We start from the raw sequence: 25,307 nt of genomic DNA, 5'->3' as shown, positions 1-25,307 counted from the left end.
CTGCCCGCACCAATTCTGATTGATAAAGTCTGCCCACATGAAGCTAACCGGTCCCTTCCTGTTTATTCTGGCCACTTTGATGATCGATGCCATCGGCGTTGGCATCGTGTTTCCGATCATGCCAGACCTGATGCTGCGCGTCGGCGCGCAAAGCACCGCAGAAGGCGCCTTGTGGAGTGGCATCATGATGTCTGCCTACGCCGCCGCGATGTTTCTGTTTGGCCCGATTGTGGGCAGCCTGTCGGATTCCTATGGGCGCAGGCCGGTCCTGATCCTCGCACTTGTGACGCTCACTATTGACTATGTGATCATGGCGCTGGCGCAGACCTACTGGATGCTGCTGGTCGGGCGCGTCATCGCGGGGATGGCGGGCGCGACCTATATCACGGCAACTGCCTATATTTCCGACATTGCCAAGCCAACAGAACGCAGCGCGGCGTTTGGCATGATCGGGGCGGCGTTTGGCATTGGTTTTGTGCTGGGACCAGCGCTTGGCGGGCTGGCATCGGGCCTGCATATCAGCGCGCCGTTCTGGATTGCGGCCGGTCTCTCCGCTGTCAACGTGGTGTTTGGGATTGTTATCCTGCCGGAATCTCTGAAACCTGAAAACCGTCGCCCGTTTGGCAAACGCGATCTCAACCCCTTCGGTACTCTGCTCCGCGCCTTTGTCATTCCGGGGTTGGCGATCCCATTGATCTGTATCTTCGTGTTTGAATTTGCCAATCTGGTCTACCCAACGCTCTGGTCCTTCTGGGGTCGTGAGGTGTTTGGCTGGGATGGGTTTACCATTGGGGTGACGCTGTCTGCCTATGGGGTCCTGATCGCTGTGGTGCAGGCTGGAATCCTGCCGCAGATGACCAAACGTCTGGGAGATTTCAAAACCCTGATCATCGCGATGGTGGCGGCGGTGATCGCTATGGTCGGCTTTGGTTTCGCCAGTGCAATCTGGGTTGTGGTGGTCTTTCTGCCGATTGCGGCCCTGTCTGATATGGCGCCACCGCTGATCACCGCCTTTGCCGCCAATCGGGTTGGGGAAGACCAGCAGGGCGTGGTGCAGGGGGTGATTGCATCGCTGTCATCCGTCGCAGCCGTTGTGGCGCCGCTGGTGCTGACAGGGGTGTTCGAACGATTTGTCGGTGAAGCCGAATGGAACCTCCCCGGCGCGCCATTCTTGGTCGCGGCAGTGCTGGTTCTGGCATTGGCACCGCTGGTCTTGCGTCTTAGGGATCACGATAACCGGTCGTCAAACTGAGCATCCCCAGTCTTTGGCTGAGGTGTTTTTTGGCACATGGTGATGCAATCAGCGGGCCAAAGATTGTGGCCTGCAATATGCATGGGCGCGCTGATGTTTGCGTCAAAAAAGTCTCAGGTTATGTCACAAGAAAAAGGGGTTAGAGAGTACCCTCTCTAACCCCTTGAATTCTTTGGCTCCGGCGGTAGGGATCGAACCTACGACCAATTGATTAACAGTCAACTGCTCTACCGCTGAGCTACGCCGGAACGGTCTGTGCCGTATAGCGGTGCGATCTGGTGGCGTCCAGAGCCGTTTTGCGGTTTTTGAAAAAAATTACCTGGTTTCGGCTAGATCAGCGCAGAGGTCTGAAACGCGCACCGAATGACAGCGGGCCATCCGTTGCAACCAGGGATTTTCCCACAAGATCAACAAGGTGTGCGAAGACATTGCGCTCTGCGGCAACAAGCAGGGAGGGCGGAGTTTCGGTGTATATCCGCGCTGTCAGCTCGGTGACGGTTGCGGGACCGGCAGTGAGTTCGGCAAGGATTGCGGCCTCTCGCCCCGTGCGGTGGTCGATCAACCATGCAAGCCGGGCAGCCGGGTCTGTCACCGGGGCCCCATGGCCGGGGTAAAACACTCGCCAGTCGCGCGCGGCCAGCCGCTGGCAGGAGGCCATGAAATCGGTCAGGTCACCATCCGGAGGCGAGACCAGAGAGCTGGCCCAGCCCATCACGTGATCGGCAGTGAAACAGGCATCCCGCCACGCGAACGCAATATGGTTGCCGAGATGGCCGGGGGTGTGGATCACCTCCAGCTGCCAGTCGGGGCCGATTACGGTCTCCCCATCCTGCAGAGCGATGTCCGGCGCGAACTCGATATCGATGCCCTCGCCACCACCGGCCAGACCTGCGTCGGCAAGCGATGTCATCACGGCGCTGCGCCCCGCGATGGCGTCCCCGAAGGCATAAACGGGCGCGCCGGTTGCCTCTGCCAGCGGGCGGGCAAGAGGGGAGTGGTCCAGATGGCTATGACTGACCAGGATATGACTGATACGCTGACCTGGTTCCAGGGCGGTCAGGATTGCCTGCAGATGTGCCTCACTCGCTGGGCCGGGATCAATCACCGCAACATCGGTGGCGCCGATTAAATAGGTGTTGGTGCCCCGGTAGGTCATCGGCGACGGGTTTGGGGCCAGGATCCGGCGCAACCCGGGTTCTAGCGCTTCGGCGATCCCGGCGGGGGGATTGAAATCATCGGGTGCCTGCATCGGGTCTGATCCTTGGTGACAAACGGGGCGCTGAGGATGCGCGTTTTGCTTTTCAGCGGCGGGGTCGCGAGGTAGGTGTAACGCATGTTCTTTCAATGGCTCAAACACTATATGCCGCGCAGCCTCTACGGGCGGGCGGCACTTATTCTGCTGGTGCCGATCGTGACGCTGCAATTGGTGGTCTCGGTTGTCTTTATCAAACGCGATCTTGAGGATCTGACGGTCCAGATGACGTTGACCATGCTGCGGGAATTGCGACTGCTGGAGCAGACCATGGCACCGGCTGCCAGTCAGCAGGAGGCGTTGTTGCTGGCAGAGCCTTTGTTGCAGCCCTTGCAGATGCAGATCCGGTTTCTGGAACCGGAGGAGCCGGTGCCATTGGATCAGATGGGGCTGCTGGAATTTTCCGGGCGGGTGGTACGCAATACGTTGCAGGCCACAGCGCCGCAATTCATTTCGGCCCAGTTCCCCAACACCCGTCGGGTCCAGTTGGTTCTTGCGAGTGATCACGGTCCGATGGCGTTGGTGTTTGATCGCCGCCGGGTGACCGCGGCGGCACCGCACCAGCTGATCGTGACAGTGATTGCCTTTGGCTTTCTGATGACGATCATCGCCTTTGTCTACATGCGCAATCAGCTCCGTCCGATCAAACAGCTCGCCGATGCGGCGCAGGCCTTTGGACGGGGGCGGACGGAGCCATACTCGCCGCGCGGCGCGAATGAGGTGCGGGCGGCTGGCAGCGCATTTCTGGACATGCGTGCACGGATCGAACGGCAGATGGAGCAGCGGACCCTGATGCTCTCGGGGGTGAGCCACGACTTACGAACACCGCTCACAAGGATGAAGCTGGGCCTGTCGATGCTGGACGATGAGGAGGCCGAGCCGCTGCGGCAGGATGTGGATGAGATGCAGGCGCTGTTGGACGCGTTTCTGGACTTTTCGCGCGGGGTTTCAACCAGTGAGCCGGAGGAGGTCGACCCACAGGTGATGATCACGCTGCTGGTGGATGGCTGGCGCCGTCAGGGTAAGGATGTGATGCTGGGTGAGATGAGCGGCAAGGGTAAGGTGATGCTGCGCGGATCTGCGATACGGCGCGCGGTCCAAAACCTGATCTCGAATGCAGTGCGCTACGGCACGCGGGCGCGGGTATCCGTCGCCATGACCGAGAAATTTCTGCGTATCCGGGTCGAGGATGATGGCCCCGGCATTGCTGAGGCCGACCGGACCGAGGCGACGCGCCCCTTCACCCGGCTGGACCCGGCGCGCAATCAGGATTTGGGCAGTGGCGTCGGTCTCGGCCTTGCTATTGTAACCGATATCGCACGCGCCCATGGCGGCACGCTGCGGTTGGAGCAAAGTGCTGCCTTGGGAGGGCTGCAAGCCGACATCGTGATCGGCCTGTAAACCCTCTGTCATCGGTGCGCGCTCAGATCAGCTCTGATATCTCTACGCTGCGTCGCTCAGCGATGGAGATCTGTGCCGCCATTCCCATCAGCACCGCCATTCGCCCGTCATGAAGGTTGACCTCAGGTGCCGCGCGGGCACCGCGCACCAACTCCAGAAACTTCTGGTGCTGATAAAAGGTGGACCCATTGTGATCACCCGCCTCCAGCAGATCGGGATCAACCGGAACCTCCCGTGTTACGGGGCCTTTTGGCGCGCGTGGTGAGGTCACCAGCTTCGGTAGCGGAGGGGTGCCCAGATGGGCGGGCCAGAACCGGCCCGGACCGGGTACGAAGGCTTCGATCTTGCCGCTTGGGCCAATGGCTGCGACCTCCTCCTGATACTCCGCCCCTTCGGCAAACATGCAGAGTTCCAGCATGGCGCGCGCGCCACAGTTGAAGTCCACGATCACATAACCATTGTCGAGGATGTCGGGAGTGCCATCGCGATAGCGCTCGTCCAGATGGTTCACATTCTGCCCACCACTCGCCATCACCCGCACCGGTTCCGAGCCAAGCGTGAGCCGCATCAGATCGAAGAAATGGCAGCATTTCTCAACAAAGGTGCCGCCGGATTTGGCGTCGAACCGATTCCAGTCATCAATCTTCTCCAGAAACGGAAACCGATGCTCGCGGATGCTTAGCATTTTTACTCCGCCGGTGGCTGCTTCGACATCACGCAGGAAGGCGGCAACTGGCGGCATGTAGCGATATTCCATTGCCACCCAGACCGGTGCATCATAGCGCGTGGCAAAGGCATCCAGCCGCCCAAGATCGGCGAGACTGGTGAACAGCGGTTTTTCCACCAGCACCGGCAGTGGGCGTTGTTCGGCCAGCGCTTCCAGCTGTTCAAGATGGCAGAAGTTGGGGCTGGCAATCAGCAGACAATCAAGGTCGGGGTGGCTGAGCAATGCCTCAAGGCTGTCCATGAACACGGCCTCTGGCGCCAGTTCAGCCGAAATCTCACGCATGGCGGCGTTTGGGTCATAGATCGCGCCAACTGCCGTGTTGTCCAGCAACGCGATATTGCGCAGATGTTCCTGGCCCATCATGCCGCAGCCGATGATCCCGTAGGTGGTGGGTCCGGACATGTTTCCTCCTAAGTGAGGCGCTGTACGTAGAGCGCCCTTTCCGTGTCAAACCAGGTGCGTGAATACTCAACCGGGGCCAGCTCCTGCGCCCAACTCAGCCGTTCGATAAAGCCAACCGTGGTGCCGGGGGGCTTGGTGAATTGCGCTGGCGCCCAGTCAGGGACGGTCCCAAGCGAGACGCGATCCTCGGCGCGACTGATCCAGAATCCCAGCTGCAGGCGGTAGTAGCGGTAAAGGGAATCAGACAGTTGCGCGGGATCCACATGACCCGCTGAGGCATCCAGCCAGATCTCCTCTACGGCGATGATCGTGGTGTCCAGATAGCGCAGTCTGCGGATGCGTGTGCCCCTTGGGCTGGACCCGAACTCTGGCAGATCTGCAGGTTTTTCGCATGCTGTAACCGACAGGATATCTGCTGTCGGCAGGCCGCCGCCACCGGGCAGTTCCAGCCGAAACATTGAATAGACGCTCGGCAGGGTTTGCGTTGTGCGGATATAGTTGCCTGAGCCCTGGATGCGCTCCAGCATACCCTGTTTTTCCAGTTCTGACAGCGCTTTGCGCAGCGTTCTTACGGTGGTTCCATAGGTCTGTGCCAGTTGGCGTTCCGGTGCCAGGCGTTCGCCATCCGCCAGCCGCCCGGCCGCGATTTCGCGCGTCAGCGCCTCGCTGATCTGCAGATAAAGTGGCAGGGCGGTGCCGGAGGTGCGGGAGCTGGACATAGGGCCAATCGTCACGATGCGGAAAAAATTGATACACCATTGATCTACATCAAGGCGCGGGTTATGCAAGAGTTAAGTTGCAAAGCGCGAGGGAGAGGGTGATGAGCGTTGTTCCAGTAACATCTGCGGATCTTGATGCGGTTGAAGTGTCCTGGTTCGCCGCGCTCTGCTCCGACGACTACCAGTTCCTTGGGGTGCCAGACGGGGATCTGCGGTCATCCTGGGCGCATTGCTCGGACATCGTAAAAGAGGCCGAGGCACAGGGGTTTCGCAATATACTGTGCCCGTCGTCCTATCAGGTGGGGCAGGACACTCTCAGCTTTGTGGCGGGCTGCGCGCCGATTACTGACAGGATCAATATGCTGGCAGCGGTGCGCTGCGGTGAGATGCAGCCGATCATGCTGGCGCGCACTCTTGCGACGCTGGACCATATGCTGGAGGGGCGGCTGACAGTGAATATCATCTCTTCCGATTTTCCAGGCGAGAAAGCGGACAGCGCGTTCCGATATCAGAGATCGCGCGAGGTGGTGGAGATCCTGAAACAAGCCTGGACCCGCGATGAGATCAATCACACCGGCGAGGTTTATCAGTTCGAGGGACTCACAACCGATCCGGCCAAGCCCTATCAGACCGGCGGGCCGCTGTTGTATTTCGGTGGTTACTCTCCGTCGGCGCTGGAGCTGTGCGGTGAACATTGTGACGTTTATCTGATGTGGCCGGAAAAGATGGAAGAGCTCGCGGGTCGTATGAAGGCCGTGCATAGTGTAGCGGAAACCTATGGCCGCACGCTGGATTACGGGCTGCGGGTGCATGTCATCGTGCGCGACACCGAGGCCGAAGCCTATGAATACGCTGATTATATTGTCTCAAAACTGGATGATGCGCAGGGTAAGGCCATCCGAGACCGGGCGCTGGATGCCACCTCGCTCGGTGTCGCGCATCAGGCAAAGAACCGGGATATCGCAGATGAATTCGGCTTTATCGAGCCAAACCTCTGGACAGGAGTGGGACGTGCGCGGTCTGGTTGTGGGGCGGCTCTGGTTGGGTCGACGGATCAGGTGATGTCCAAGCTAGAAGCCTATCAAAAAATGGGTATCCGCGCCTTTGTTCTGTCCGGCTATCCGCATCTGGAGGAAGCGCGGCATTTCGGGGCGCGGGTGATGCCACATCTGAAAACCTGCTCGCTGCCGGATGAATATGGCCGGGTGCCGCAATCGACCCCGGCAACACCCTTAGGGAATGGAGAACGTCGTTGATGGAACGGATCAAGATCGCAGAAGGGCTGGATTTCAGCCGTCTGGTCTATGGCATGTGGCGCCTGGGCGATGACAGCGACACCTCATCCACCCATGTCGAGGCCAAGATTGAGGCCTGTCTGGCACAGGGCATCACCACCTTTGATCAGGCGGATATCTATGGCGGGTACACGGCTGAGGGGATTTTGGGGCAGGCGCTGAAGGGCAATCCGGCACTGCGGGATCAGATGGAGATCGTGACCAAATGCGATATCGTGGCCCCGGTCGGTCGCTATGCCGATGCGACGGTCAAACACTACGACACCTCGGCCACGCATATTACCCAGTCAGTGGAAACCTCGCTGTCGGAGATGGGCATCGACCACATCGACCTGCTGTTGATCCACCGCCCGGATCCGCTGATGGATCATATCGAAACCGGCGCGGTACTGGATGAGCTGGTCGCCGCAGGGAAGCTGCGCGCCGTGGGTGTGTCGAATTTCCGCCCCTGGGATTGGGAACTGCTGCAATCTGCCATGAAAACACCGCTGGCCACCAATCAGATTGAGATTTCGCTTTCTGAGGTCACTCCTTTCACCAATGGCGATCTGGCCTTTCATCAGCGACAGGGCCATCCGCTGATGGCCTGGTCGCCGCTTGGCGGCGGAGGCTTAATGACCGGTAGCGGTCAATTGGCCGAACGGCTGGACGCAATTGCGCAGGCGCAGGGTGTTGACCGCGCCGCGGTTGCTATAGCCTTCCTGCTGCGGCACCCGGCGCAAATCCTGCCGGTGCTGGGGACGAACAATCTGGAGCGGATCAAGCAGGCCTCCGACGCGCTGAAAGTCGAGCTGGATCGCCCGACGTGGTTTGAATTGTATGAGGCGGCACTGGGCCGGGAGGTCGCATGATGTCCGCGCATGCAGGGCAGGGCAAACGCAGCTTCGTCCCGGCGGCTGACAATACCCGGCTGCTGCGCGATGCCTTTGGCCGCTTTGCGACGGGCGTGACCATTGTCACGGCAGCCTCCGAGCAGGGGGTGGTGGCGATCACCGCCAATAGTTTTACTTCGGTTTCGCTGACGCCGCCACTGGTGCTGTGGTCGCCAGACCGTCACTCGCGCCGCTTTCCCTATTTTGAAGAGGCCCGCCACTACGCCATCCATGTGTTGGCGGCGGATCAGGATGATCTGTGTTGGCAGGTCGCAAAAGATGCTTTTGGGCTGAACCATTTGCAGCTTGCGCAGAACGAGCACGGTGTGCCGCTTCTGGAGAACTGTCTGGCGCGTTTCGAATGCACCCGCTCAGCCATCCATGACGGAGGGGACCACGCCATCGTGCTGGGACATGTGGACCGCGCCACCATGCGCGAAGAAGGGGATGCACTGACATTCTACAAAGGTCAGATGGGCCAGATCGCCGCCTCAAGTTAGCGGCCGGTTGCCCGCTCCGAGGGAGGTCGGCGCGGCACAAGGGGAGGAGAGAGACGCGATGACGGCAGTTTTATCTGTCCTGAATATACTGCGCCCGCTCAACACCGGCCTGCTTGCGGTCGGTCGTTGGGTGGGCGTTTTTGCCATTGGCCTGATGGTTCTGGCGATCCTTATCCAAGTGTTCTTTCGCTATGTTCTGGGCAGCGCCTTGCCCTGGCCGGACGAAGCGGCGCGGTTCTGCATGTTGTGGATGACAGGCCTGATGGCCCCCACGGCGCTGCGCAGTGGCGGTTTTGTCGCGATTGATGTTGTCGATTCCCTGCTGCGCGGCTGGCTGTTTCATCTTTTGCAACTGATGCTTCTGATGATTGGCCTGACCGTGCTGATCGTGGGGCTCCAGATCGGCTACAAGGAGGTCACAGGGCTTGGCGGGCGCTTTGCCACAGCCTCGCTCTACCTGCCGACATCGCTGGGGTTTGACAGTTGGTTCCGGGTGCCGCGCAGCTGGATGATGCTGTCATTGCTGGTGGGGATTGGACTGCTGATCCTGGTCAATATCGAACTGATCCTCGAACGCATCGTGCGATTGTTTGGCCAGGGAGATCGCCTGCCGGAGCGTCCGGGGCTGAGCATCGGAGGGGCGGAGTGATGTTGATCTGGTTCCTGCCGCTGTTCCTGTTCCTTCTTCTGATTGGCTTGCCGGTGTTTTTCTGCCTGTTGGCAGCCCCCGGCGCGCTGTTGTGGTTGAACGGACAAGAGCGCGATCTGACGCTGCTGTATCGCAATCTTTATAACGGGATGGACAGCTTTCCCCTGATGGCAATTCCGTTCTTCATGCTCGCGGGGGAGCTGATGAACCGGGGCGGGATCACCGTTCGGCTGGTCGAGTTTTCGCAGGCCCTGATGGGGCACCTGCGCGGCGGGCTGGCGCAGGTGAACATCCTGTCCTCCATCCTTTTTGCGGGCCTCTCTGGTTCTGCCGTCGCGGATACATCGGCGCTGGGTTCCATGCTGATCCCGGCGATGGAGCGCGAGGGGTACAGCCGGAAATTCGCGGCGGCGGTGACCGCTGCCAGCTCCGTGATTGGGCCGATCATTCCACCCTCGGGCATTATGATCATCTATGCCTATGTGATGGGTGAAAGCGTCGCCGCATTGTTCCTCGCTGGGATCGTGCCGGGCGTCCTGGTGGGCGTCGGCCTGATGATCATGGTCCGCGCCATGGCTGATCGGTACGAGCTGCCAGCCGCGCGGCGGGTGGTCTTCGACAGTGTTGAGATAGGCGCGATGGAGCGGTGGTTCTCCTTCGGGCTGGTGCGGCTGAACCTTGGTCTGCTACTGGCGCAGTTTGTGCCCTTGGCCGAGGGGGCAGGGGCGCAGAAGAAATGGCTTGCCTTCCTTGGGGCGATGCTGTTTGCCCATGGCTTGATGTTGGGGCTGCGCCGCGTTTGTCAGCCCGGCGTTTCGCACCATCTGCAAACGGGCCGTGGTGCCATTGCAAACGCCTGTTCTGATCCTTGGCGGCATTCTGGCAGGTGTTTTCACCCCGACCGAGGCCGCCGCCGTGGCGGTCGCCTATGCGCTGCTGATCAGTTTTCTGGTGCTGGGATCAATGCGGCTGGCAGACTTGCCGCAGGTGTTTTCGCGCGCAGGGATCACGTCGGCTGTCGTGTTGCTGCTGGTGGGCGCCGCGATGTCGTTCAAGACCGTCGTCAGCCTTAGCCACGCGCCGGAGCAACTGGCCGATTTCATTCTGACACTGTCGGAAAATCCGCTGATCCTGCTGTTCCTGATCAATCTGCTGCTGTTTGTCGTCGGCATGTTTCTGGATGCGGGACCGGCGATCATCATCCTTGGCCCGATCCTTGGTCCGGTGTTCACCGATCTTGGCGTTGAATCCGTGCATTTCGCCATCATCATGTGTGTGAACCTGACGGTCGGCCTTGCAACCCCGCCGATGGGGCTGGTGCTGTTTGTGGCCGCTGCCGTCTCGCAGGAGCGTGTCACCACCATCGCCAAGGCCATCCTGCCGTTTCTGGCGATCGAAATAGCGGTGATCTTTCTGATCACCTTCGTGCTGAGCCATTTCGCTGACCATTCCGCGTTTGACCGGGTTTCTGAACTGAGGACAACCAAATACCCAGAATAAAAGAGCAACAGGAGGAGAAACGAATGCTCAGGACAATGGTGAAAACAGTGGCCCTGTCGGCTCTGATGGCTGGCACAGCCCTGTCGGCCTATGCCGCGGATTACAAGATCCGCGCGACAGCGAATTCCAACGAGAATGATGAAGACTACGACGGTTTGGTGGTGTTCAAGAACTACGTCGAGGCGGCGTCCAACGGCGCCATTGAGGTTGAGCTGTTCATCGGCACCCAGCTTTGCTCCAATGGGGCAGAATGCCTGCAGGGTGTCGCCGACGGCTCGATTGACGTCTATATCTCCACCTCCGGTGGCGCGTCGGGGCTGTTTCCCTATGTGCAGGTGCTCGATCTGCCCTATCTGATGGCCGACGACCGGATCGCCGAACATGTGCTTTCGGGTGACTTTACCCGTGCCATGCGCCAGATGGCGCTGGAGGATTCCGGCGATGCGATCCGTCTGATGACCATCGGCAACACCGGCGGCTGGCGGAACTTTGCGAATACCAAGCGGCGGGTGGCGGAACCCGCCGACATGGAAGGCCTGAAGATCCGTACCGTGGTTGCAGATCTGCCGCAGGAACTGGTGAAAGCGCTGGGGGCCGCGCCGACACCGATCCCATGGCCTGAGCTGTTCACCTCGTTCCAGACCGGGGTGGTGGAAGGCTCCAAAAACGGCATCACCGATATCATGGGCATGAAGTTCCCGGATGCAGGCCTGCAATATGTGACGCTGGATGGTCACGCCTACATGGGCGCGCTGTGGTGGATGTCGAACAAGACCTTTATGGATATGCCGGAGGACATGCGTCAGGTCGTCGTGGACGGGTTCTATGCGCTGCAGCAAGCGACGTTTGCTTCGCCCAAGCGCAAGTCGATCCAGGCCTATGAGGATTTTGTCGCGGGTGGCGGCGATCTCTATGTGCCCACACCGGATCAGAAGGCGGCGTTCAAATCCGCCGCCGAGCCGGTTTACGACTGGTTCAAATCCAATGTGACCCGTGGTGATGAAATCTTCACTGCATTGACGGAGGCCGTGGCCGAGGCAGAAGCCGACGTCAATGCGGCGCGCGCAGCAGATCTGAACTGACCTCATCCTGAGATATCAAAGCGCGGCGCGGGATCCCCTCGCGCCGCCGCCCCGTTGGTTAGCGAAACGGGTACATCCAGACCTTGTAATCCTCGACTAGAACATGCGCCTTATCGATCTCTGCCGGGGTCATCTTCTTGACCACTTCTTCCAGACTGATGGCCGCATCGGGGTCGCCGCCGATGGCCGACAGCGTGTACCACATATAGGCGCGCACCAGATCCGGGGCGGGCATCCCACGGCCGATTTCATAGTACCAGCCAATTCCGGATTGGGCGCCCGGATGCCCCTTCATGGCACTGCGCAGGTACCATTCAAAGGCCCGGACATCGTCTTGCTCAACGCCCAGCCCCATGGCGTACATCACGCCGATCAACTCTTCCGCATCGGCATTGCCGGATCGCGCCGCTGGCCAAAGCGCATCATGCGCCGCCGCAAACTGCCCGGCCTCCATCAGATCGCGGGCCTGCTCGATTTCAGCCCAGGCTGGCAGAGGCGCAGTCATCGTCAGGCTGGTCATAAACAGCGCCGCCGCGACCAGAACCGGTTTCCATCTCTTGCGCATGTGCTCTCCTGTGTCGTGCTGACCGTTGGCCTTTGTACCCGTGCGGCCCCGGCAAAGGAACCGCAGCTGCCGCCATCTCTTGGACCGGGTGATTTTTTGCCCGTGGATCCGGCGAAGGCGGAACTGGGGCGATTGCTATTTTATGACAAGATCCTGTCAGGGAACAGAAATATCAGCTGCGGCACCTGTCATCATCCGCGCCACGGCACCTCCGATGGGTTGTCACTGGGATTGGGCGAGGGGGCGGAGGGGCTGGGGCCTGCGCGTCTGTCCGGTAGTGGCGCAAACCGGGTGCAGAAACGTGTGCCGCGCAATGCCCCGGCCCTGTGGAACCTTGGCGCGACATCCATCCGCGTGTTGATGCATGACGGGCGGATCAGCGCAGATCCCATCTATGGCAATGGTTTCAACACCCCGGCGGAGGAATGGTTGCCGAAAGGGCTGCAATCACTGCTGGCTGCGCAGGCCTTGTTCCCCATGACCTCCAGCGTCGAAATGGCTGGGAATGTCGGCGAGAATGAGGTGATAGGCGCCACCCGCGACCGGATTGATCTGGCCTGGCCCATCATCGCAAAACGGGTGCGCGGAGTGGCGGCTTATGGGGAGGGGTTCGTTGCTGCCTTCGACCATATTGCCGCGCCCGAGGATGTGAAAACCACCGACATTGCAGAGGCGCTGGCCCAATTCATGGTGCAGGATTTTACCTCGATTGACAGCCCGTTTGATGCCTATCTGGCAGGGGATGACACGGCGCTGACCGCGCGACAGAAAGCCGGGGCGGATCTGTTCTTTGGCTCTGCTGGATGCAGCGGCTGCCATGCAGGCGCGCTGTTTTCGGATCAGCGGTTTTATGCGCTTGGCTTGCCTGCTTTTGGACCCGGGCGGGCGCGTCGGTTTGACCCCTATGCGCGCGATGTCGGACGTATGGTAGAAAGCGATGATATGGCAGACGCCTACCGGTTCCGCACGCCTATGTTGCGGAATGTGGAACTGACCGGGCCATATGGCCACAACGGGGCGTTTCCGACGCTGGAGCGGATGATCCGGCACCATCTTGACCCTGCTGCTAGCCGTGCAGCGTGGTCGCCGCAGGATCTGAAACTGCCGGAGGTGCCGTGGCTGGCCGCCACCGATTTTGTGGTGCAGCAGGACCGTTTCGAGATGGCGCGTCAGGCGCGGGCCCGCGACATCTATCTGCGTGAGGACCTGAGCGATCAGGATATCGCGGCGCTGGTCGCTTTTCTCACTGCGCTTACCGGCGAAAAAGCACGCGCGCGGGCCTCGCTCGTTCCTCCCACAGTTCCCAGTGGCCTGCCGGTCGACGGGGCAAAGCGCTGAACATTGGATGAGCCGCGATTCCGCGCGCGCCGCCCATGCGGCGAAATAGGACTGTCAGTGCCCTAAATATTCTCGAAGCGCCGCGCGGCAACCCTGCGCCCGGATCATCGACAGCCAGTAAGAAAACCGCGCGACCACGTCTTTCTGCTCTGATAGATCGCCGTAGATCTGGCTTTGCTGCAACCAAGCCTCAGGGGTTTGCTGCGCGTGCTCCGCTGCGGAATTGCGGGCCTCCCAATCGGGGTCGTTTGGCGCGATCTCGCTGCGATCCTCCCGCTGCCCGGTGCACATCTGCGCCCAGAGCGCCTCCACCAGGCAAAGCCCGTCAATTGCACCCTTGCTTCGCACAGCATCGCGCAGGATTGGCAGTACGAACCCCGGATGGCGCGATGTGCCGTCATAGGCGACACGCCGGGTGGTGTCGCGGATTTCCGGATTGGAGAAGCGCGCCTCAATCAGGGTCAGGTAATCCTCCGGCGCCATCTCGGGTACTGCCGTCACATGCGGTAGAATTTCCGCCGTCTGAACCTTGCGGAAGAAAGCCGCCAGCAAGGGATCTTTCATACAGTCGGCGATGGTTGCGATCGACAGCAGTTCACCTGCGTTGGCCAGCACCTGATGGCCCGCATTTAGCACGCGGATTTTCATGCTTTCGTAGCCGTGAACATCGTCGGTGAAGATGGCCCCCGCCAGATCCCAAGGAGGGCGCCCGGTGCAGAATTCATCCTCGATGACCCAATGCCGATAGTTCTCATGCGTCACGGGGGCGCTGTCCTCAATCCCGTAGCTTTGGGCCAGAGCAATCTCAGCAGGACCGGTGGCGGGCACAATGCAATCCACCATGGAACTCGGAAAGGCCCCGGTTTGATCAATCCATGCAGCAAGTTCCGGATCGGTCTGCTGCGCCAGTGTTACAACTGCAGCGCGGGTAATCTGACCATTGCCTTGCAGGTTGTCGCAGCTTTGCACAGTGAAGGCAGGCAGACCCCGACCCCGGCGCAGGCGTAGCGCCGCGACTATGGCACCAAACACGGTGCGTGGCCGGTCAGGTCGAGCAATGTCATGCTGGAGATCATCATGGCTCAGGTCCAGCCCGTCGCGCTGTGCGTCCTGATAATAGCCCCCCTCGGTCACAGTCAGCGCAACGATACGGATGGCGGCGCCTGCCATGCAGCGGATCAGGCTGGCATTGTCATCCTCCACCGGCAGGAAATCGATCATCGGTCCGATCACCTCGGCGGACCGGCCGGTCGGATCCAGTTCGATCAGTGTTGTCAGACAATCCTGCGCCAGCAAGCGGTCCCGCATTCCTGCATCGGCCGCACGGACGCCAGCCCCGATGATGCCCCAATCCATCGCCAAGCCCCGCTGCATCAAGGCATGCAGATACCAGGCCTGATGCGCGCGGTGGAAATTGCCAAGTCCGATATGGACGATGCCAGGGCTGATTTCGGCGCGGTCATAACTGGGGCGACCAATCGTTTGCGGCAGTTGGCTCAATGTATCATTCGAGAGTTTCATGGCTGCTGCCTCCCACCTGTCTTCTTGCATCAGCTCATCCATTGGCCGCCATCGACGTTGTAAGTCTGTGCCACGATGTAATTGGCGTCGTCGCTGGCCAGAAAGACGGCCATTCCGGTCAGATCTGCTGCGGTGCCCATCCGCCCGTAGGGAACAGATTGCGCCACCTCGGCTTTTTTCTGGCCCGGGGGCTTGCGCTCGTATTTGGCAAAGAAGGCATCGACGCCGTCCCAATGTTCGCCATCGACGACACCGGGGGCGATGGCGTTCACATTGATGCCATGTGGGATCAGGTTCAGCCCGGCAGATTGCGTGAGGCTGATCACCGCCGCCTTCGTTGCGCAGTAGACGGACACCAGCGGTTCACCCCGACGGCTAAGCCTGGCTGGCCATGTTGATAATCTTGCCGCCGGTGCCCTGCGTGATCATCTGTTCTGCCGCTGCTTGCATCATGAACAGCGTGCCGGAAACATTGATGTCAAAGGTGCGCTGGTAGGCCTCTCGGGTGACCTCCACGAGCGGTGCTGCCGTGAACATAGCAGCGTTGTTGATCAGAATGTCGAGGCCGCCGAAGCACTCAACGGTGCGGGAAAGGGCGCGGTCAATGCTGGTCTGATCGGTGACATCCAGCTCTATGGCCATCGCCGCCGCGCCGATTAGCGCCGCAGTTGCCTCTGCACGCGCAACATCAATATCGGCGATGATCACCCGCGCGCCCTCATCCACATAGGCTTCGGCAAAGGCCGCCCCGATGCCACGGGCAGCACCCGTGATCAGGGCGCGTTTTCCGCTGAGACGTTTCATTCGAGCCGCAACCCATCAGGGCCAAAGCGGTGCAGATGCGTCATGTCCGGTGTCAGAAACACCCGCGCGCCGTAGCCCAGATCCAGCTCTCCGCTGGCCCGCACGGTAAGCGGGTCGTCAAAGGCGTCACATTGTACGTGGAAAAATGTGTCTGATCCCAGATGCTCGGAGACACCAATGGTTCCCGCCCAGATCCCCTCCGTTTCTGAGATGCTGAGATGTTCGGGCCGGATGCCAATGGTGGCTGCGTTGTGCTGCGCAGCCTGCGGACCGGTCAGAAGGTTCATCTTCGGCGATCCGATGAAGCCGAGCGACAAATACATTGCGCGGCGCGCGATACAGTTCCATCGGGCTGCCGACCTGTTCGATCACGCCAGCCTGCAAGACAACGATCTTGTCCGCCATGGTCATCGCCTCAACCTGATCATGGGTCACGTAGATCATGGTGGTGGCAAGGCGTTTGTGCAGTTCTGAGATTTCCAACCGCATGCCAACGCGCAGGGCGGCATCCAGATTGGAAAGCGGCTCATCAAACAGGAACGCCGCTCAGCTCACGCACAATCGCCCGGCCGATGGCGACCCGCTGACGCTGACCACCCGACAGCTGTCCCGGACGGCGATCAAGGTAGTCGGTAAGGTTCAGCGCCGCAGCGGCGTTATCAATCCGTCGTTTTTGCTCATCCGCGGGGATGCCCGCCATCTTCATTGGAAAGGCGATGTTCTTGCGCACCGACATGTGCGGATAAAGCGCGTAGGACTGAAACACCATCGCCAGTCCGCGTTTCGCCGGGGGGATGTCGGTTGCATCCTCACCGTCGATGCGGATGGTGCCGGAGGTGATATCTTCCAGACCCGCAATCAGCCGCAGCAGTGTTGATTTGCCACAACCGGACGGGCCGACAAAAACGGTGAATTCGCCGTCTTTAATGGTCAGGTCCAGCGGCGGGATGACCTCAACGGGGCCAAAATTCTTGGTCACGCTTTCAAGTTTGATCTGTCCCATGGATGTCTTCCTTATTTCACGGCGCCGAAGGTCAGGCCGCTGACAAGTTGTTTCTGGCTGAACCAGCCAAGGATGAGGATCGGCGCGATGGCCATTGTCGAAGCTGCCGACAGCTTGGCGTAGAACAGGCCTTCGGGGCTGGAATAGCTGGCGATGAACGCGGTCAGCGGTGCGGCCTTGGCGGCGGTCAGGTTCAGCGTCCAGAAGGCTTCGTTCCAGGCCAGAATGATGTTCAACAGGAGGGTGGAGGCGATTCCGGGGATGGCCATCGGTGTCAGCACATAGAGGATTTCTTCCTTCAGCGTGGCACCATCCATACGCGCCGCCTCAAGGATCTCACCGGGGATTTCCTTGAAGTAGGTGTAAAGCATCCAGACGATGATCGGCAGGTTGATCAGCATCAGCACCACGACCAGACCGAAGCGATTGTCCAGTAGCCCCATTTTGATGAACAGGATGTAGATCGGGTAGAGGACGCCGACCGCTGGCAGCATCTTGGTCGACAGCATCCACAGCAGGATATCCTTGGTGCGTTTCGACGGCACAAATGCCATCGACCAGGCAGCGGGCACTGCGATGACAATGCCAAGAATGGTCGAGCCACCGGCGATGATCACTGAGTTCCACAAGAACCGCATATAGTCGGAGCGTTCCTGCACAACGCTGTAGTTTTCCAATGTCCAGTCAAAGAACAGGAAGACGGGTGGGTCACTGATGGCCTGTGCCTCGGTCTTGAAACTGGTGAGAATGGTCCAGAGGATGGGAAAGAAGATCAGCAACCCGACAGCCCAGGCCAGCGCCGTATTGATGGCTTTGCGTCTTGGTGTAACGGCTCGTGCCATGGTGGCCTCCTATGCGTCCAGGTTCTTGCCAACGATGCGCATCAGGAAGATGGCAACGATATTGGCGAGGATGATGGCGTAGACACCACCGGCGGAGCCCAACCCGACGTTCTGGCTTTCCAGAACGCGTTGATAGATCAGGTAGGTGAGCGTCTTGGTGCCAAAGGAGCCCTGGGTGGTGACGAAGATCTCGGCAAAGATCGACAGCAGGAAAATGGTCTGGATCAGAACCACCACGGTGATGGCACGGCTAAGGTGAGGCAGGGTGATGTAGCCAAAGCGAGCCACCGGCGGCGCGCCGTCCATCTCAGCGGCTTCCAACTGCTCACTGTCCAGCGACTGAATGGCGGTCAGCAGGATCAGCGTTGCAAAGGGCAGCCACTGCCAGCTGACAATCAGGATGATGGATTGCAGCGACGCCTCAGACAGCCAAGACACAGGGGTCGCGCCAAAGGCTTTCCACAAGTGGGCAAAGAGGCCATTCACCGGATCCATGAACATATTCTTCCAGACCAGCGCTGAGACCGTCGGCATGACGAAAAACGGCGCGATCACCAGAATGCGGACAATCCCCTGTCCCCACATCGGCTGATTGAGCAGCAGAGCAAGAAACACACCGAGGATCACGGTGATGAGCAGGACGCCGCCCACGATGGTCAATGTCGCCTGAACACTGGGCCAGAAGGCGCTGGAGGACAGGAAACGGGCGTAGTTGTCAAAGCCCACCCAACCCAGATCACCACCGCGCAGGGGCAGGTATTTCTTGAAGGAAAAGTAAAGCGTCATCGTCAGCGGAACCAGCATCCAGCCCAGAAGCAGGATCACTGCGGGGGCCATCATGATGCGTGCTGCCGACCGGGAATGTTGGGTCGCCATGGCAAATCTCCATTGTCGCCGGGTTCGAATGCCGTCGTGACAGAATAGTGGCTTGTTCGGGGAGATGGAGCCAGAGGGCAGTCAGTACTGGTGACCGCCCTCTGGGAGGGAGGAAGGCGTCAGTAACCTGCCGCTTCCATTTCGTCAGCTGCCAGAGCCTGCGCCTTGGCGAGGGCCTCTTCAGCGGTCTGCTGGCCTGCGAGTGCTGCAGAGAATTCCTGCCCAACCTGGGTGGCAATGCCTGCAAACTCCGGGATGGCCGCAAACTGGATGCCGACATACGGCACCGGATCAACCGTCGGGTTGTTCGGATCTGCCGACAGAATGCTCTCCAGCGTCATCTTGGCGAAGGGGATGTCTTTGTAGTTCGCATTCTCATAAAGCGATGTCCGCGCACCTGGAGGCACATTCGCCCAGCCTTCGTTCTCGGCAACCAGCTCAATATAGTCCTTCGAGGTGGCCCACTGGATAAACTCCTTTGCGGCGGCTTCTTTCTGGGTGCCGAGCAGGGATCGCGAGAGCCCAGGCCCAGAGCCAGTTGCTGCGCTTGCCCAGTCCGGTGTCCGGTGCCAGCGCGAAGCCGACCTTGTCAGCAACCGTGGAGTCATTGGGGTTGGTCACGAACGATGCCGCAACGGTGGCGTCAATCCACATGCCGCATTTGCCCTGCTGGAATAGCGACAGGTTTTCGTTGAACCCGTTGTTGGAAGCACCCGGAGGGCCCGCGTCGTTCAGCAGATCAATGTAGAAGTTGAGCGTGTTCGACCAGGCTTCACTGTCAAATTGAGGCGTCCAGTTCTCATCAAACCAGCGCGCACCAAAAGAATTGGACATCGCCGTGATGAAGGCTGCGTTTTCCCCCCAACCGGCCTTGCCGCGCAGGCAGATCCCATAGACTTCATTGTCCTTGTCGGTCATCTGGCGCGCAGCATCCGCAACAAAGTCCCACGTCGGGGCGCTGGGCATCTCCAGACCGGCCTTTTCCATCAGGTCGGTGCGATACATGATCATCGAGCTTTCGCCATAGAATGGCGCCGCAAAAAGCGTGCCATCATGCGACAGGCCGCCCCGCATGGCGGGCAGAATATCGTCTACATCATAGTCGGCAGGCAGATCATTCAGCGGCACCAGCCAGCCGTTCTTGCCCCAGATCGGCGTTTCATACATGCCGATGGTCATGATGTCGAATTGGCCACCTTTGGCAGAGATATCGGTGGTCACCCGCTGCCGCAGCACGTTCTCCTCCAGGGTGACCCATTCCACCTCATGCCCGGTTTTGGCCGTGAAATCATCAGTCAGCCCCTGCATCCGGATCATATCGCCGTTGTTCACGGTGGCGATGGTGATCGTTTCGGCAAAGGCGGCGGTGCTGGCAAATACGGTCAATGCCGTTGCCGCATGCAATGCGCTCTTAAGGTACATCCTTATCCTCCCATGATTGGATGTTGCCAAGAGAGGATAGCGGAGCACGGCGTCGCGCGTCAATTTAAAATTAACGCGCGTAAAGTTTGCGAAAAATCGTATGACCAGAGCGATTTAAGCGGAGCCCCGCATCACCAGCCGCCCGTCAAACAGGATCTCGCGGCGGGAATCAGCCAGTGCATTGCCTTCGATTCGGGCCACCAGTGTTTCGGCACTGGTGCGGGCAATTGCGGTGTAATCCTGCGAGACTGTGGTCAGCGTTGGGCAGGTGTAGCGGGAAAACGGGTGGTCATCGTGTCCCGCCACCCGCAAGGCGCAGCCATCCCCAAGGCCGACCCGCAGGCCAAGCTGATAGGCCGCCGACAGCAGCCCGATTGCCAAGCGGTCGTTGCTGCACAGGATCGTATTGGTCGCGGGGCGGGGCCCCGACAGCAACCGGGTACCCTCGCGAAACCCGATTTCCTCGAAATCCCAGCCATCGCCGTCGACCTGGATCAGTTCGGGCTGGTGTCCCAGCGCGGCCATTGATGAGATATAGGCATTGCGCCGTTTGACCGCATTCGGGTTGGTTGGTGTTCTCATCTCAAAAAAGGCCGGGGCGTCACCGGTGCGACACAGATAATCGACGATCGTGGTGACGCTTTGTTGGTTGTTGGAGCCGATGAAGGCCTCGCCGGTGTCGTCCAGATTGGCATCAAACAGCACCGTTGGCACCTCGTTGCAGAATTCCCGGATCTGTGGCGTCTCTGAGACCCGACCCAACGGGGCCAGCAACGTGCCCGCCGGTTTCAGCAGACGTAGGTTGTTGAGGTTCTCCAGCTCCTGCGCCGGGGTGCCATTGGATCCCAGTAACACCGGCCGGTAGCTTAGCCGCGATGACGTGATCTTCGATGTGGCGCGCAATCTTGGCGAAAAACGGATCGGTGAGGTTCGGAACCACGATGCCGATGGTCTTGGTCAGCCGCCGGTTTTGATTCATCGCATAGAGATTTGGCCGGTAGTCATATTTCTCCAACGCTTCCTCAATCCGCTCCCGGGTCGATTTGCGCACGCTGTCCGGGTCATTGAAGAACTTGGACAGCGTTGGTCGTGAGATACCGCTCACCGAGGCAAATTCATCCATGTTCCTGATTTTGGGATCACTCATCGCGGGCTGTCCTTGTCGTCCGGGCGGCCTGAAAACCGGTCCCTTGAGCGGAGAGATGGGAGGCGGACTGTGTCACGTTAGTTGACGCGCGTCAAATTTGACGGCCGCAATAAGCAACACGCAGAGTCTGGCAAAGATGGCGGAAAATGGTAGGCCCGGCAGGATTTGAACCTGCAACCAAAGCGTTATGAGCGCTCTGCTCTAACCGTTGAGCTACAGGCCCGCCACAGGTTGGTTAGGAAATCGCGGGCAGGAGGTCAAGCGGTGATCGCGCGGGATCAGGCGCGTTCGAACCAGTCTGTGCACAAGTGCGGCAGCGCAGATGGTCGAGAAAGCCGTCAATCACCACTTCATGCCGCCGATCCAGTGCGTGGCGCGAGGGGTAGACCGCAAAGATGTCCTTGTTCGGCGCGGTATAGCCGGGCAGGATTTGCTCAAACTCGCCTGTGCTCAGCGCCTCTTCGACCAGCAGTCGGGGCGCGCGGGTATAGCCGGAGCCCTTGCCGACCGCGCGCATGATCAGATCCGTATCATCGGCGGTGAAACCAACCCGGATTGGGGCCTGATGCACAGCCCCGTCGCGGATGAGGGGAAAATAACCCATCGTGTGGTCTTCGTGGTGCTGAATATACTTCAGCCGCTGCATGTCCTGCGGGCAGCTGGGGCGACCGATACGATCAAGATAAGCCGGTGTCGCAAACAGCACCGTTTCCAGCTCTGCGATCTTGCGCCCAACACCATCCGTATCGCCAAGCGATCCGGTGCGGATGGCAAGATCGTAGTTCTCGCGCACCACATCGACCAGACGGTCCTCAATCCGCATTACGATATTGAGATCAGGATAGGGCGTGTCGAGATCCATCAGCATCGGCCCCAGCACAGCCTGCGCCATAAAGCGGCTTGTGCTGACCTTGAACCGTCCCGAGATCTGATCGCTCTGGGCGTCCAGCTCAGCCGTTAAACGGTCGTAGCCGCCCAGCAGGTTTTGTGCGTGGGCATAGACCAACTCCCCGGCGCGAGTGGCCCGCACGCCGCGCGGCGTACGCAGCATCAGCGCGTGCCCGAGCAGCGTTTCAAGCGATTTGATCTGCTGGCTGGCGGCAGATTGGGTCAACCCTCGGCGCTGTGCGGCGCGGTTGATGCTGCCTTCGTCCAGCGCAACGGCAAAGGTCTCCAGAAGCGTCAGACGGTCCATGTCGAGATCCTTATAAGCACGGCTGATACCTCATATCGCGCGCGGGCGCCTGTTGCCAGAGGCTTTCACGCGCTAGGTTCTGTATCACGTTAGATTTGCTGACCTAGATACCGGAGTTTCTTATGACCCTTTCTCGCAGACATCTTCTTGGTGGCCTTGCCGCTGCCCCGGTGGCGACCCTCGCCAGTCCTTCGCTGCTGCGCGCCGCGAGCCACAGCGCGGCTGAAAGTGCGACGCCGGACCTGCCGGTGGCCTATCACAGTTTTCAGATCGGCTCGGCCCGGGTGACCGCGCTGCTAGACGGGCATTTCCTGCTGAACACCAACCAGATCAACGGGTTTGATCAGGCCGAGGCTGACGCGGTTCTGGACGGCACATTCTATCGCATCAAGGACGATCAGATGTCACTGCCGGTGAATGGCTATCTGGTGGAGCAGGGTGAGGCCGTGACCCTGATTGATGCAGGCACCGCCGACCTCTTCGGGCCGATTCTGGGCGGGCTGGAGGCGGCCCTGCGTGCGGCTGGCCGCACACCGGAAGAGATCACCAGCGTAGTCGTCACCCACCTGCACCCGGATCACATCGGCGGCCTGCTGAAGGGCGACGGCACCGCGCGGTTCCCCAATGCTGAGATCGTCGTGGGGCAGGGCGAATATGACTTCTGGCATGATGACACGGTCTATGCGGGGGTCCCGCAGGATGCGCGCGGCTTCTTTGATATCGCACGGGCGGCCGTTGCGCCCTATCAGGATCGCCTGAAAATGTTCGAGGGCGAGGCAGATGTCATGAACGGGCTGCGCTCGGTGCCGCTGCCAGGCCACACGCCGGGCCACTGCGGTTTCCTGCTTGAGACCGGCGCGGCTCCGCTGCTGATCTGGGGCGACCTGATCCACAGCACAGCGCTGCAATTTGCCCGCCCCGACTGGACACTGGCCTTTGACATGGATCCGGAGCAGACCGTGAAGAGCCGCACCATGATGCTGGACCGTGCTGCCAGTGAAGGGCTGTTGGTCACCGGTATGCATCTTGATTTTCCCGGTCTGGGCCGGGTGGAGCGGGATGGCGATGCCTATGGCTTTGATCAGGCCCCCTGGCAGTTCTCGCTTTGAAGGCATCGCATTCCGGGCTCTGAACACGCCCGGATCCAGCGGTCGCACCCCGGTCTCCGGGGTGCGGCAGATTCCTTTGTTTCTTTCTGTCGTGCCTTGCGCTAAAGGCTGCGCAACGTCTTTGAAGGAGCACTGAGATGACCAGCGGCAAGAACGGTTTGACCTACGCGGATGCGGGGGTGGATATTGATGCAGGCAACGCTTTGGTGGACCGCATCAAACCCGCCGCGAAACGGACCAACCGTTCTGGTGTGATGAGTGGCCTTGGTGGCTTCGGTGCGCTGTTCGATCTGAAGGACGCAGGCTACAACGATCCCATCCTGGTGGGGGCCACCGATGGCGTCGGCACCAAGCTGCGAATTGCCATCGACACCGGCGTCGTGGATGGCGTGGGCATCGATCTGGTTGCGATGTGCGTCAACGATCTGGTCTGTCAGGGGGCCGAGCCGCTGTTCTTCCTCGACTATTTCGCCACTGGCAAACTGGAAACCGAAACCGCTGCCCGTATCATCGAAGGCATTGCCGAGGGCTGTGTGCGCTCTGGCTGCGCCCTCATCGGCGGCGAGACGGCTGAGATGCCGGGAATGTACCCCAAGGGGGATTTCGACCTTGCAGGCTTCGCTGTGGGCGCGATGGAGCGTGGCACCGCGCTGCCTGCAGATGTGCAGGACGGGGACGTGCTGCTGGGCCTTGCCTCTGATGGCGTGCACTCCAACGGTTATTCTCTGGTGCGCAAACTGGTAGAGGTCTCCGGCCTTAGCTGGGACGCAGATTGCCCGTTCGGCGAGGGCACCCTGGGGGAGGCGCTGCTGACGCCAACCCGTCTTTATGTCAAACAATGTCTTGCAGCCGTGCGGGCTGGGGGCGTGCATGCGCTGGCCCATATCACTGGTGGCGGTCTGACCGAGAACCTGCCGCGGGTTCTGCCCGAGGACCTCGGCGCAGATATTGACCTGAGCGCATGGGAGCTGCCGCCCGTCTTCAAATGGATGGCAGAAACCGGCGGTATCGCTGAGGCGGAGATGCTGAAGACCTTCAACTGCGGCATCGGCATGATCCTGTCCGTCTCTGCGGACCGCGCGGAGGACTTGGTCAAGGTGCTGGAAGATGAAGGCGAAACAGTCTCCCGTCTGGGCACTGTGACACGAGGTGCGGGGATGCGCTACGCGGGCAAGCTGCTGTGAGCCACAAGCGCGTCGCGATCCTGATTTCGGGCGGCGGTTCCAATATGGTGTCGCTGGTCGACAGCATGACGGGCGATCATCCGGCGCGACCCTGTCTGGTGTTGTCAAACATTGCCAGCGCAGGTGGCCTGACAAAGGCCGCCGCCGCAGGCATTCCGACCGCCGTGGTGGACCACAAACCCTATGGCAAGGATCGCGCGGCTTTTGAGGCTGAGCTGGTCAAGCCGATCCTTGAGTCTGGCGCAGATATCGTCTGCCTCGCCGGGTTCATGCGGGTTCTGACGGATGGGTTCGTCTCGCAGTTTCAGGGGCGGATGCTGAACATCCACCCCTCGTTGCTGCCGAAATATACCGGTCTCAACACGCACGCGCGGGCATTGGAGGTCGGCGACCGCCAGCATGGCTGTACCGTGCACGAGGTGACGGCCGTGCTTGATGACGGGCCAATTCTCGGGCAGGCGCGGGTCGACGTCGATGCCGCAGATACACCCGAGACGCTCGCAGCTAAGGTGTTGGTGGAGGAGCATAAACTCTATCCCGCCGTGCTGCGCCGCTATGCGGCGGGTGATAAGACTCCGGTCTATCTGTCCTAAGGGCGGCCGCGGGCGTCGCTGCCGCTTTTCTGCCTACCCCCCCCCAAAGAAACCGGC

Annotated in this window: 19 protein-coding genes, 2 tRNA genes and 5 pseudogenes; 12 read left to right on the top strand and 14 right to left on the bottom strand. The window is 60.2% G+C overall.

Features of this window, described 5'->3' with window-relative positions; all coding sequences use genetic code 11:
• Nucleotides 1–37 precede the first annotated feature (37 nt).
• Nucleotides 38–1,252 carry an MFS transporter gene (locus L0Z65_RS07070; RefSeq protein WP_405111940.1) on the top strand — a complete coding sequence of 405 codons (1,215 nt, stop codon included), beginning with the start codon at nt 38–40 and terminating at the stop codon, nt 1,250–1,252.
• 173 nt (nt 1,253–1,425) lie between these two features.
• Here L0Z65_RS07070 and L0Z65_RS07065 read toward each other — a convergent pair.
• Both L0Z65_RS07065 and L0Z65_RS07060 read right to left on the bottom strand, forming a co-directional pair.
• Nucleotides 1,426–1,500: transfer RNA gene (locus L0Z65_RS07065), tRNA-Asn, on the bottom strand.
• Between the two features lie 86 nt (nt 1,501–1,586).
• Nucleotides 1,587–2,501: an MBL fold metallo-hydrolase gene (locus tag L0Z65_RS07060; RefSeq protein ID WP_405111937.1), complete on the bottom strand. Its 915-nt coding sequence runs from the start codon at nt 2,499–2,501 to the stop codon at nt 1,587–1,589.
• Nucleotides 2,502–2,585: 84 nt separating this feature from the next.
• Here L0Z65_RS07060 and L0Z65_RS07055 point away from each other — a divergent pair, with 84 nt between their 5' ends.
• Nucleotides 2,586–3,905 carry an ATP-binding protein gene (locus tag L0Z65_RS07055; RefSeq protein WP_040168743.1) on the top strand — a complete coding sequence of 440 codons (1,320 nt, stop codon included), beginning with the start codon at nt 2,586–2,588 and terminating at the stop codon, nt 3,903–3,905.
• Nucleotides 3,906–3,927: 22 nt separating this feature from the next.
• On the opposite strand, the gene L0Z65_RS07050 is transcribed toward L0Z65_RS07055, so the two are convergent.
• Nucleotides 3,928–5,034 (bottom strand): Gfo/Idh/MocA family protein, encoded by a 1,107-nt coding sequence (locus L0Z65_RS07050; RefSeq protein ID WP_405111934.1) that lies wholly within the window; start codon nt 5,032–5,034, stop codon nt 3,928–3,930.
• An 8-nt stretch (nt 5,035–5,042) separates the two neighbouring features.
• Nucleotides 5,043–5,753, bottom strand: coding sequence for a GntR family transcriptional regulator (locus tag L0Z65_RS07045; protein ID WP_405111932.1), 711 nt, complete (start codon nt 5,751–5,753; stop codon nt 5,043–5,045).
• Nucleotides 5,754–5,854: 101 nt separating this feature from the next.
• Between L0Z65_RS07045 and L0Z65_RS07040 the strand changes: the two genes are divergently transcribed.
• The 6 genes and pseudogenes from L0Z65_RS07040 to dctP all read left to right on the top strand — a co-directional run bounded on the left by L0Z65_RS07040 (nt 5,855) and on the right by dctP (nt 11,651).
• Complete coding sequence (locus L0Z65_RS07040; RefSeq protein WP_405111929.1) at nt 5,855–7,009, top strand: LLM class flavin-dependent oxidoreductase; 1,155 nt, start codon at nt 5,855–5,857, stop codon at nt 7,007–7,009.
• A complete protein-coding gene (locus L0Z65_RS07035) occupies nt 7,009–7,899 on the top strand; it encodes an aldo/keto reductase family oxidoreductase (protein ID WP_405111926.1) in 891 nt (296 codons plus the stop codon). The genes L0Z65_RS07040 and L0Z65_RS07035 overlap by 1 nt, the downstream gene beginning before the upstream one ends.
• Nucleotides 7,899–8,420 carry a flavin reductase family protein gene (locus tag L0Z65_RS07030; protein WP_040178273.1) on the top strand — a complete coding sequence of 174 codons (522 nt, stop codon included), beginning with the start codon at nt 7,899–7,901 and terminating at the stop codon, nt 8,418–8,420. The genes L0Z65_RS07035 and L0Z65_RS07030 overlap by 1 nt, the downstream gene beginning before the upstream one ends.
• Nucleotides 8,421–8,478: 58 nt before the next feature.
• Entirely contained in the window at nt 8,479–9,069 is a 591-nt protein-coding gene (locus L0Z65_RS07025) for a TRAP transporter small permease (protein ID WP_102906707.1), read from the top strand.
• Nucleotides 9,069–10,546 (top strand): annotated as a pseudogene (locus L0Z65_RS07020) (TRAP transporter large permease). Before L0Z65_RS07025 ends, L0Z65_RS07020 begins: the two are co-directional and overlap by 1 nt.
• Before the next feature lie 46 nt (nt 10,547–10,592).
• Nucleotides 10,593–11,651, top strand: a complete 1,059-nt coding sequence (gene dctP, locus L0Z65_RS07015) for a TRAP transporter substrate-binding protein DctP (protein ID WP_040168756.1) — start codon at nt 10,593–10,595, stop codon at nt 11,649–11,651.
• Nucleotides 11,652–11,709: 58 nt separating this feature from the next.
• On the opposite strand, the gene L0Z65_RS07010 is transcribed toward dctP, so the two are convergent.
• Complete coding sequence (locus tag L0Z65_RS07010) at nt 11,710–12,171, bottom strand: tetratricopeptide repeat protein (RefSeq protein WP_040104133.1); 462 nt, start codon at nt 12,169–12,171, stop codon at nt 11,710–11,712.
• A 147-nt stretch (nt 12,172–12,318) separates the two neighbouring features.
• On the opposite strand from L0Z65_RS07010, the gene L0Z65_RS07005 reads away from it, so the two are divergent.
• Nucleotides 12,319–13,554 (top strand): cytochrome-c peroxidase, encoded by a 1,236-nt coding sequence (locus tag L0Z65_RS07005; RefSeq protein ID WP_405111922.1) that lies wholly within the window; start codon nt 12,319–12,321, stop codon nt 13,552–13,554.
• Between the two features lie 54 nt (nt 13,555–13,608).
• On the opposite strand, the gene L0Z65_RS07000 is transcribed toward L0Z65_RS07005, so the two are convergent.
• The 9 genes and pseudogenes from L0Z65_RS07000 to L0Z65_RS06960 all read right to left on the bottom strand — a co-directional run bounded on the left by L0Z65_RS07000 (nt 13,609) and on the right by L0Z65_RS06960 (nt 22,364).
• Nucleotides 13,609–15,075: a mannitol dehydrogenase family protein gene (locus L0Z65_RS07000; protein WP_405111919.1), complete on the bottom strand. Its 1,467-nt coding sequence runs from the start codon at nt 15,073–15,075 to the stop codon at nt 13,609–13,611.
• Between the two features lie 29 nt (nt 15,076–15,104).
• Nucleotides 15,105–15,879, bottom strand: a pseudogene (locus L0Z65_RS06995) (L-iditol 2-dehydrogenase).
• Nucleotides 15,876–16,882 (bottom strand): annotated as a pseudogene (locus L0Z65_RS06990) (ABC transporter ATP-binding protein). The pseudogenes L0Z65_RS06995 and L0Z65_RS06990 overlap by 4 nt, the downstream one beginning before the upstream one ends.
• An 11-nt stretch (nt 16,883–16,893) precedes the next feature.
• A complete protein-coding gene (locus tag L0Z65_RS06985) occupies nt 16,894–17,724 on the bottom strand; it encodes a carbohydrate ABC transporter permease (RefSeq protein WP_040168761.1) in 831 nt (276 codons plus the stop codon).
• 9 nt (nt 17,725–17,733) lie between these two features.
• Nucleotides 17,734–18,600 (bottom strand): carbohydrate ABC transporter permease, encoded by an 867-nt coding sequence (locus L0Z65_RS06980; protein WP_040178281.1) that lies wholly within the window; start codon nt 18,598–18,600, stop codon nt 17,734–17,736.
• Between the two features lie 119 nt (nt 18,601–18,719).
• A pseudogene (locus tag L0Z65_RS06975) lies at nt 18,720–20,022 on the bottom strand (ABC transporter substrate-binding protein).
• Between the two features lie 114 nt (nt 20,023–20,136).
• Nucleotides 20,137–21,169 (bottom strand): annotated as a pseudogene (locus tag L0Z65_RS06970) (LacI family DNA-binding transcriptional regulator).
• Nucleotides 21,170–21,316: 147 nt separating this feature from the next.
• Nucleotides 21,317–21,392 (bottom strand) — tRNA-Ile (locus tag L0Z65_RS06965).
• A 12-nt stretch (nt 21,393–21,404) separates the two neighbouring features.
• Entirely contained in the window at nt 21,405–22,364 is a 960-nt protein-coding gene (locus tag L0Z65_RS06960; RefSeq protein WP_405111915.1) for a LysR family transcriptional regulator, read from the bottom strand.
• Nucleotides 22,365–22,486: 122 nt separating this feature from the next.
• On the opposite strand from L0Z65_RS06960, the gene L0Z65_RS06955 reads away from it, so the two are divergent.
• The 3 genes from L0Z65_RS06955 to purN all read left to right on the top strand — a co-directional run bounded on the left by L0Z65_RS06955 (nt 22,487) and on the right by purN (nt 25,250).
• Nucleotides 22,487–23,473 carry an MBL fold metallo-hydrolase gene (locus L0Z65_RS06955; protein ID WP_405111912.1) on the top strand — a complete coding sequence of 329 codons (987 nt, stop codon included), beginning with the start codon at nt 22,487–22,489 and terminating at the stop codon, nt 23,471–23,473.
• A 137-nt stretch (nt 23,474–23,610) separates the two neighbouring features.
• Nucleotides 23,611–24,657: a phosphoribosylformylglycinamidine cyclo-ligase gene (gene purM, locus L0Z65_RS06950; RefSeq protein ID WP_405111909.1), complete on the top strand. Its 1,047-nt coding sequence runs from the start codon at nt 23,611–23,613 to the stop codon at nt 24,655–24,657.
• A complete protein-coding gene (purN, locus tag L0Z65_RS06945; protein ID WP_405111906.1) occupies nt 24,654–25,250 on the top strand; it encodes a phosphoribosylglycinamide formyltransferase in 597 nt (198 codons plus the stop codon). Before purM ends, purN begins: the two co-directional genes overlap by 4 nt.
• Nucleotides 25,251–25,307 lie beyond the last annotated feature (57 nt).

It is taken from the genome of Phaeobacter sp. BS52 (assembly GCF_045040595.1).
GTDB lineage: Bacteria > Pseudomonadota > Alphaproteobacteria > Rhodobacterales > Rhodobacteraceae > Phaeobacter > Phaeobacter piscinae.
Note: the sequence above shows the minus strand (reverse complement) of the source record. Positions and strands in the feature narration are given on the sequence as shown.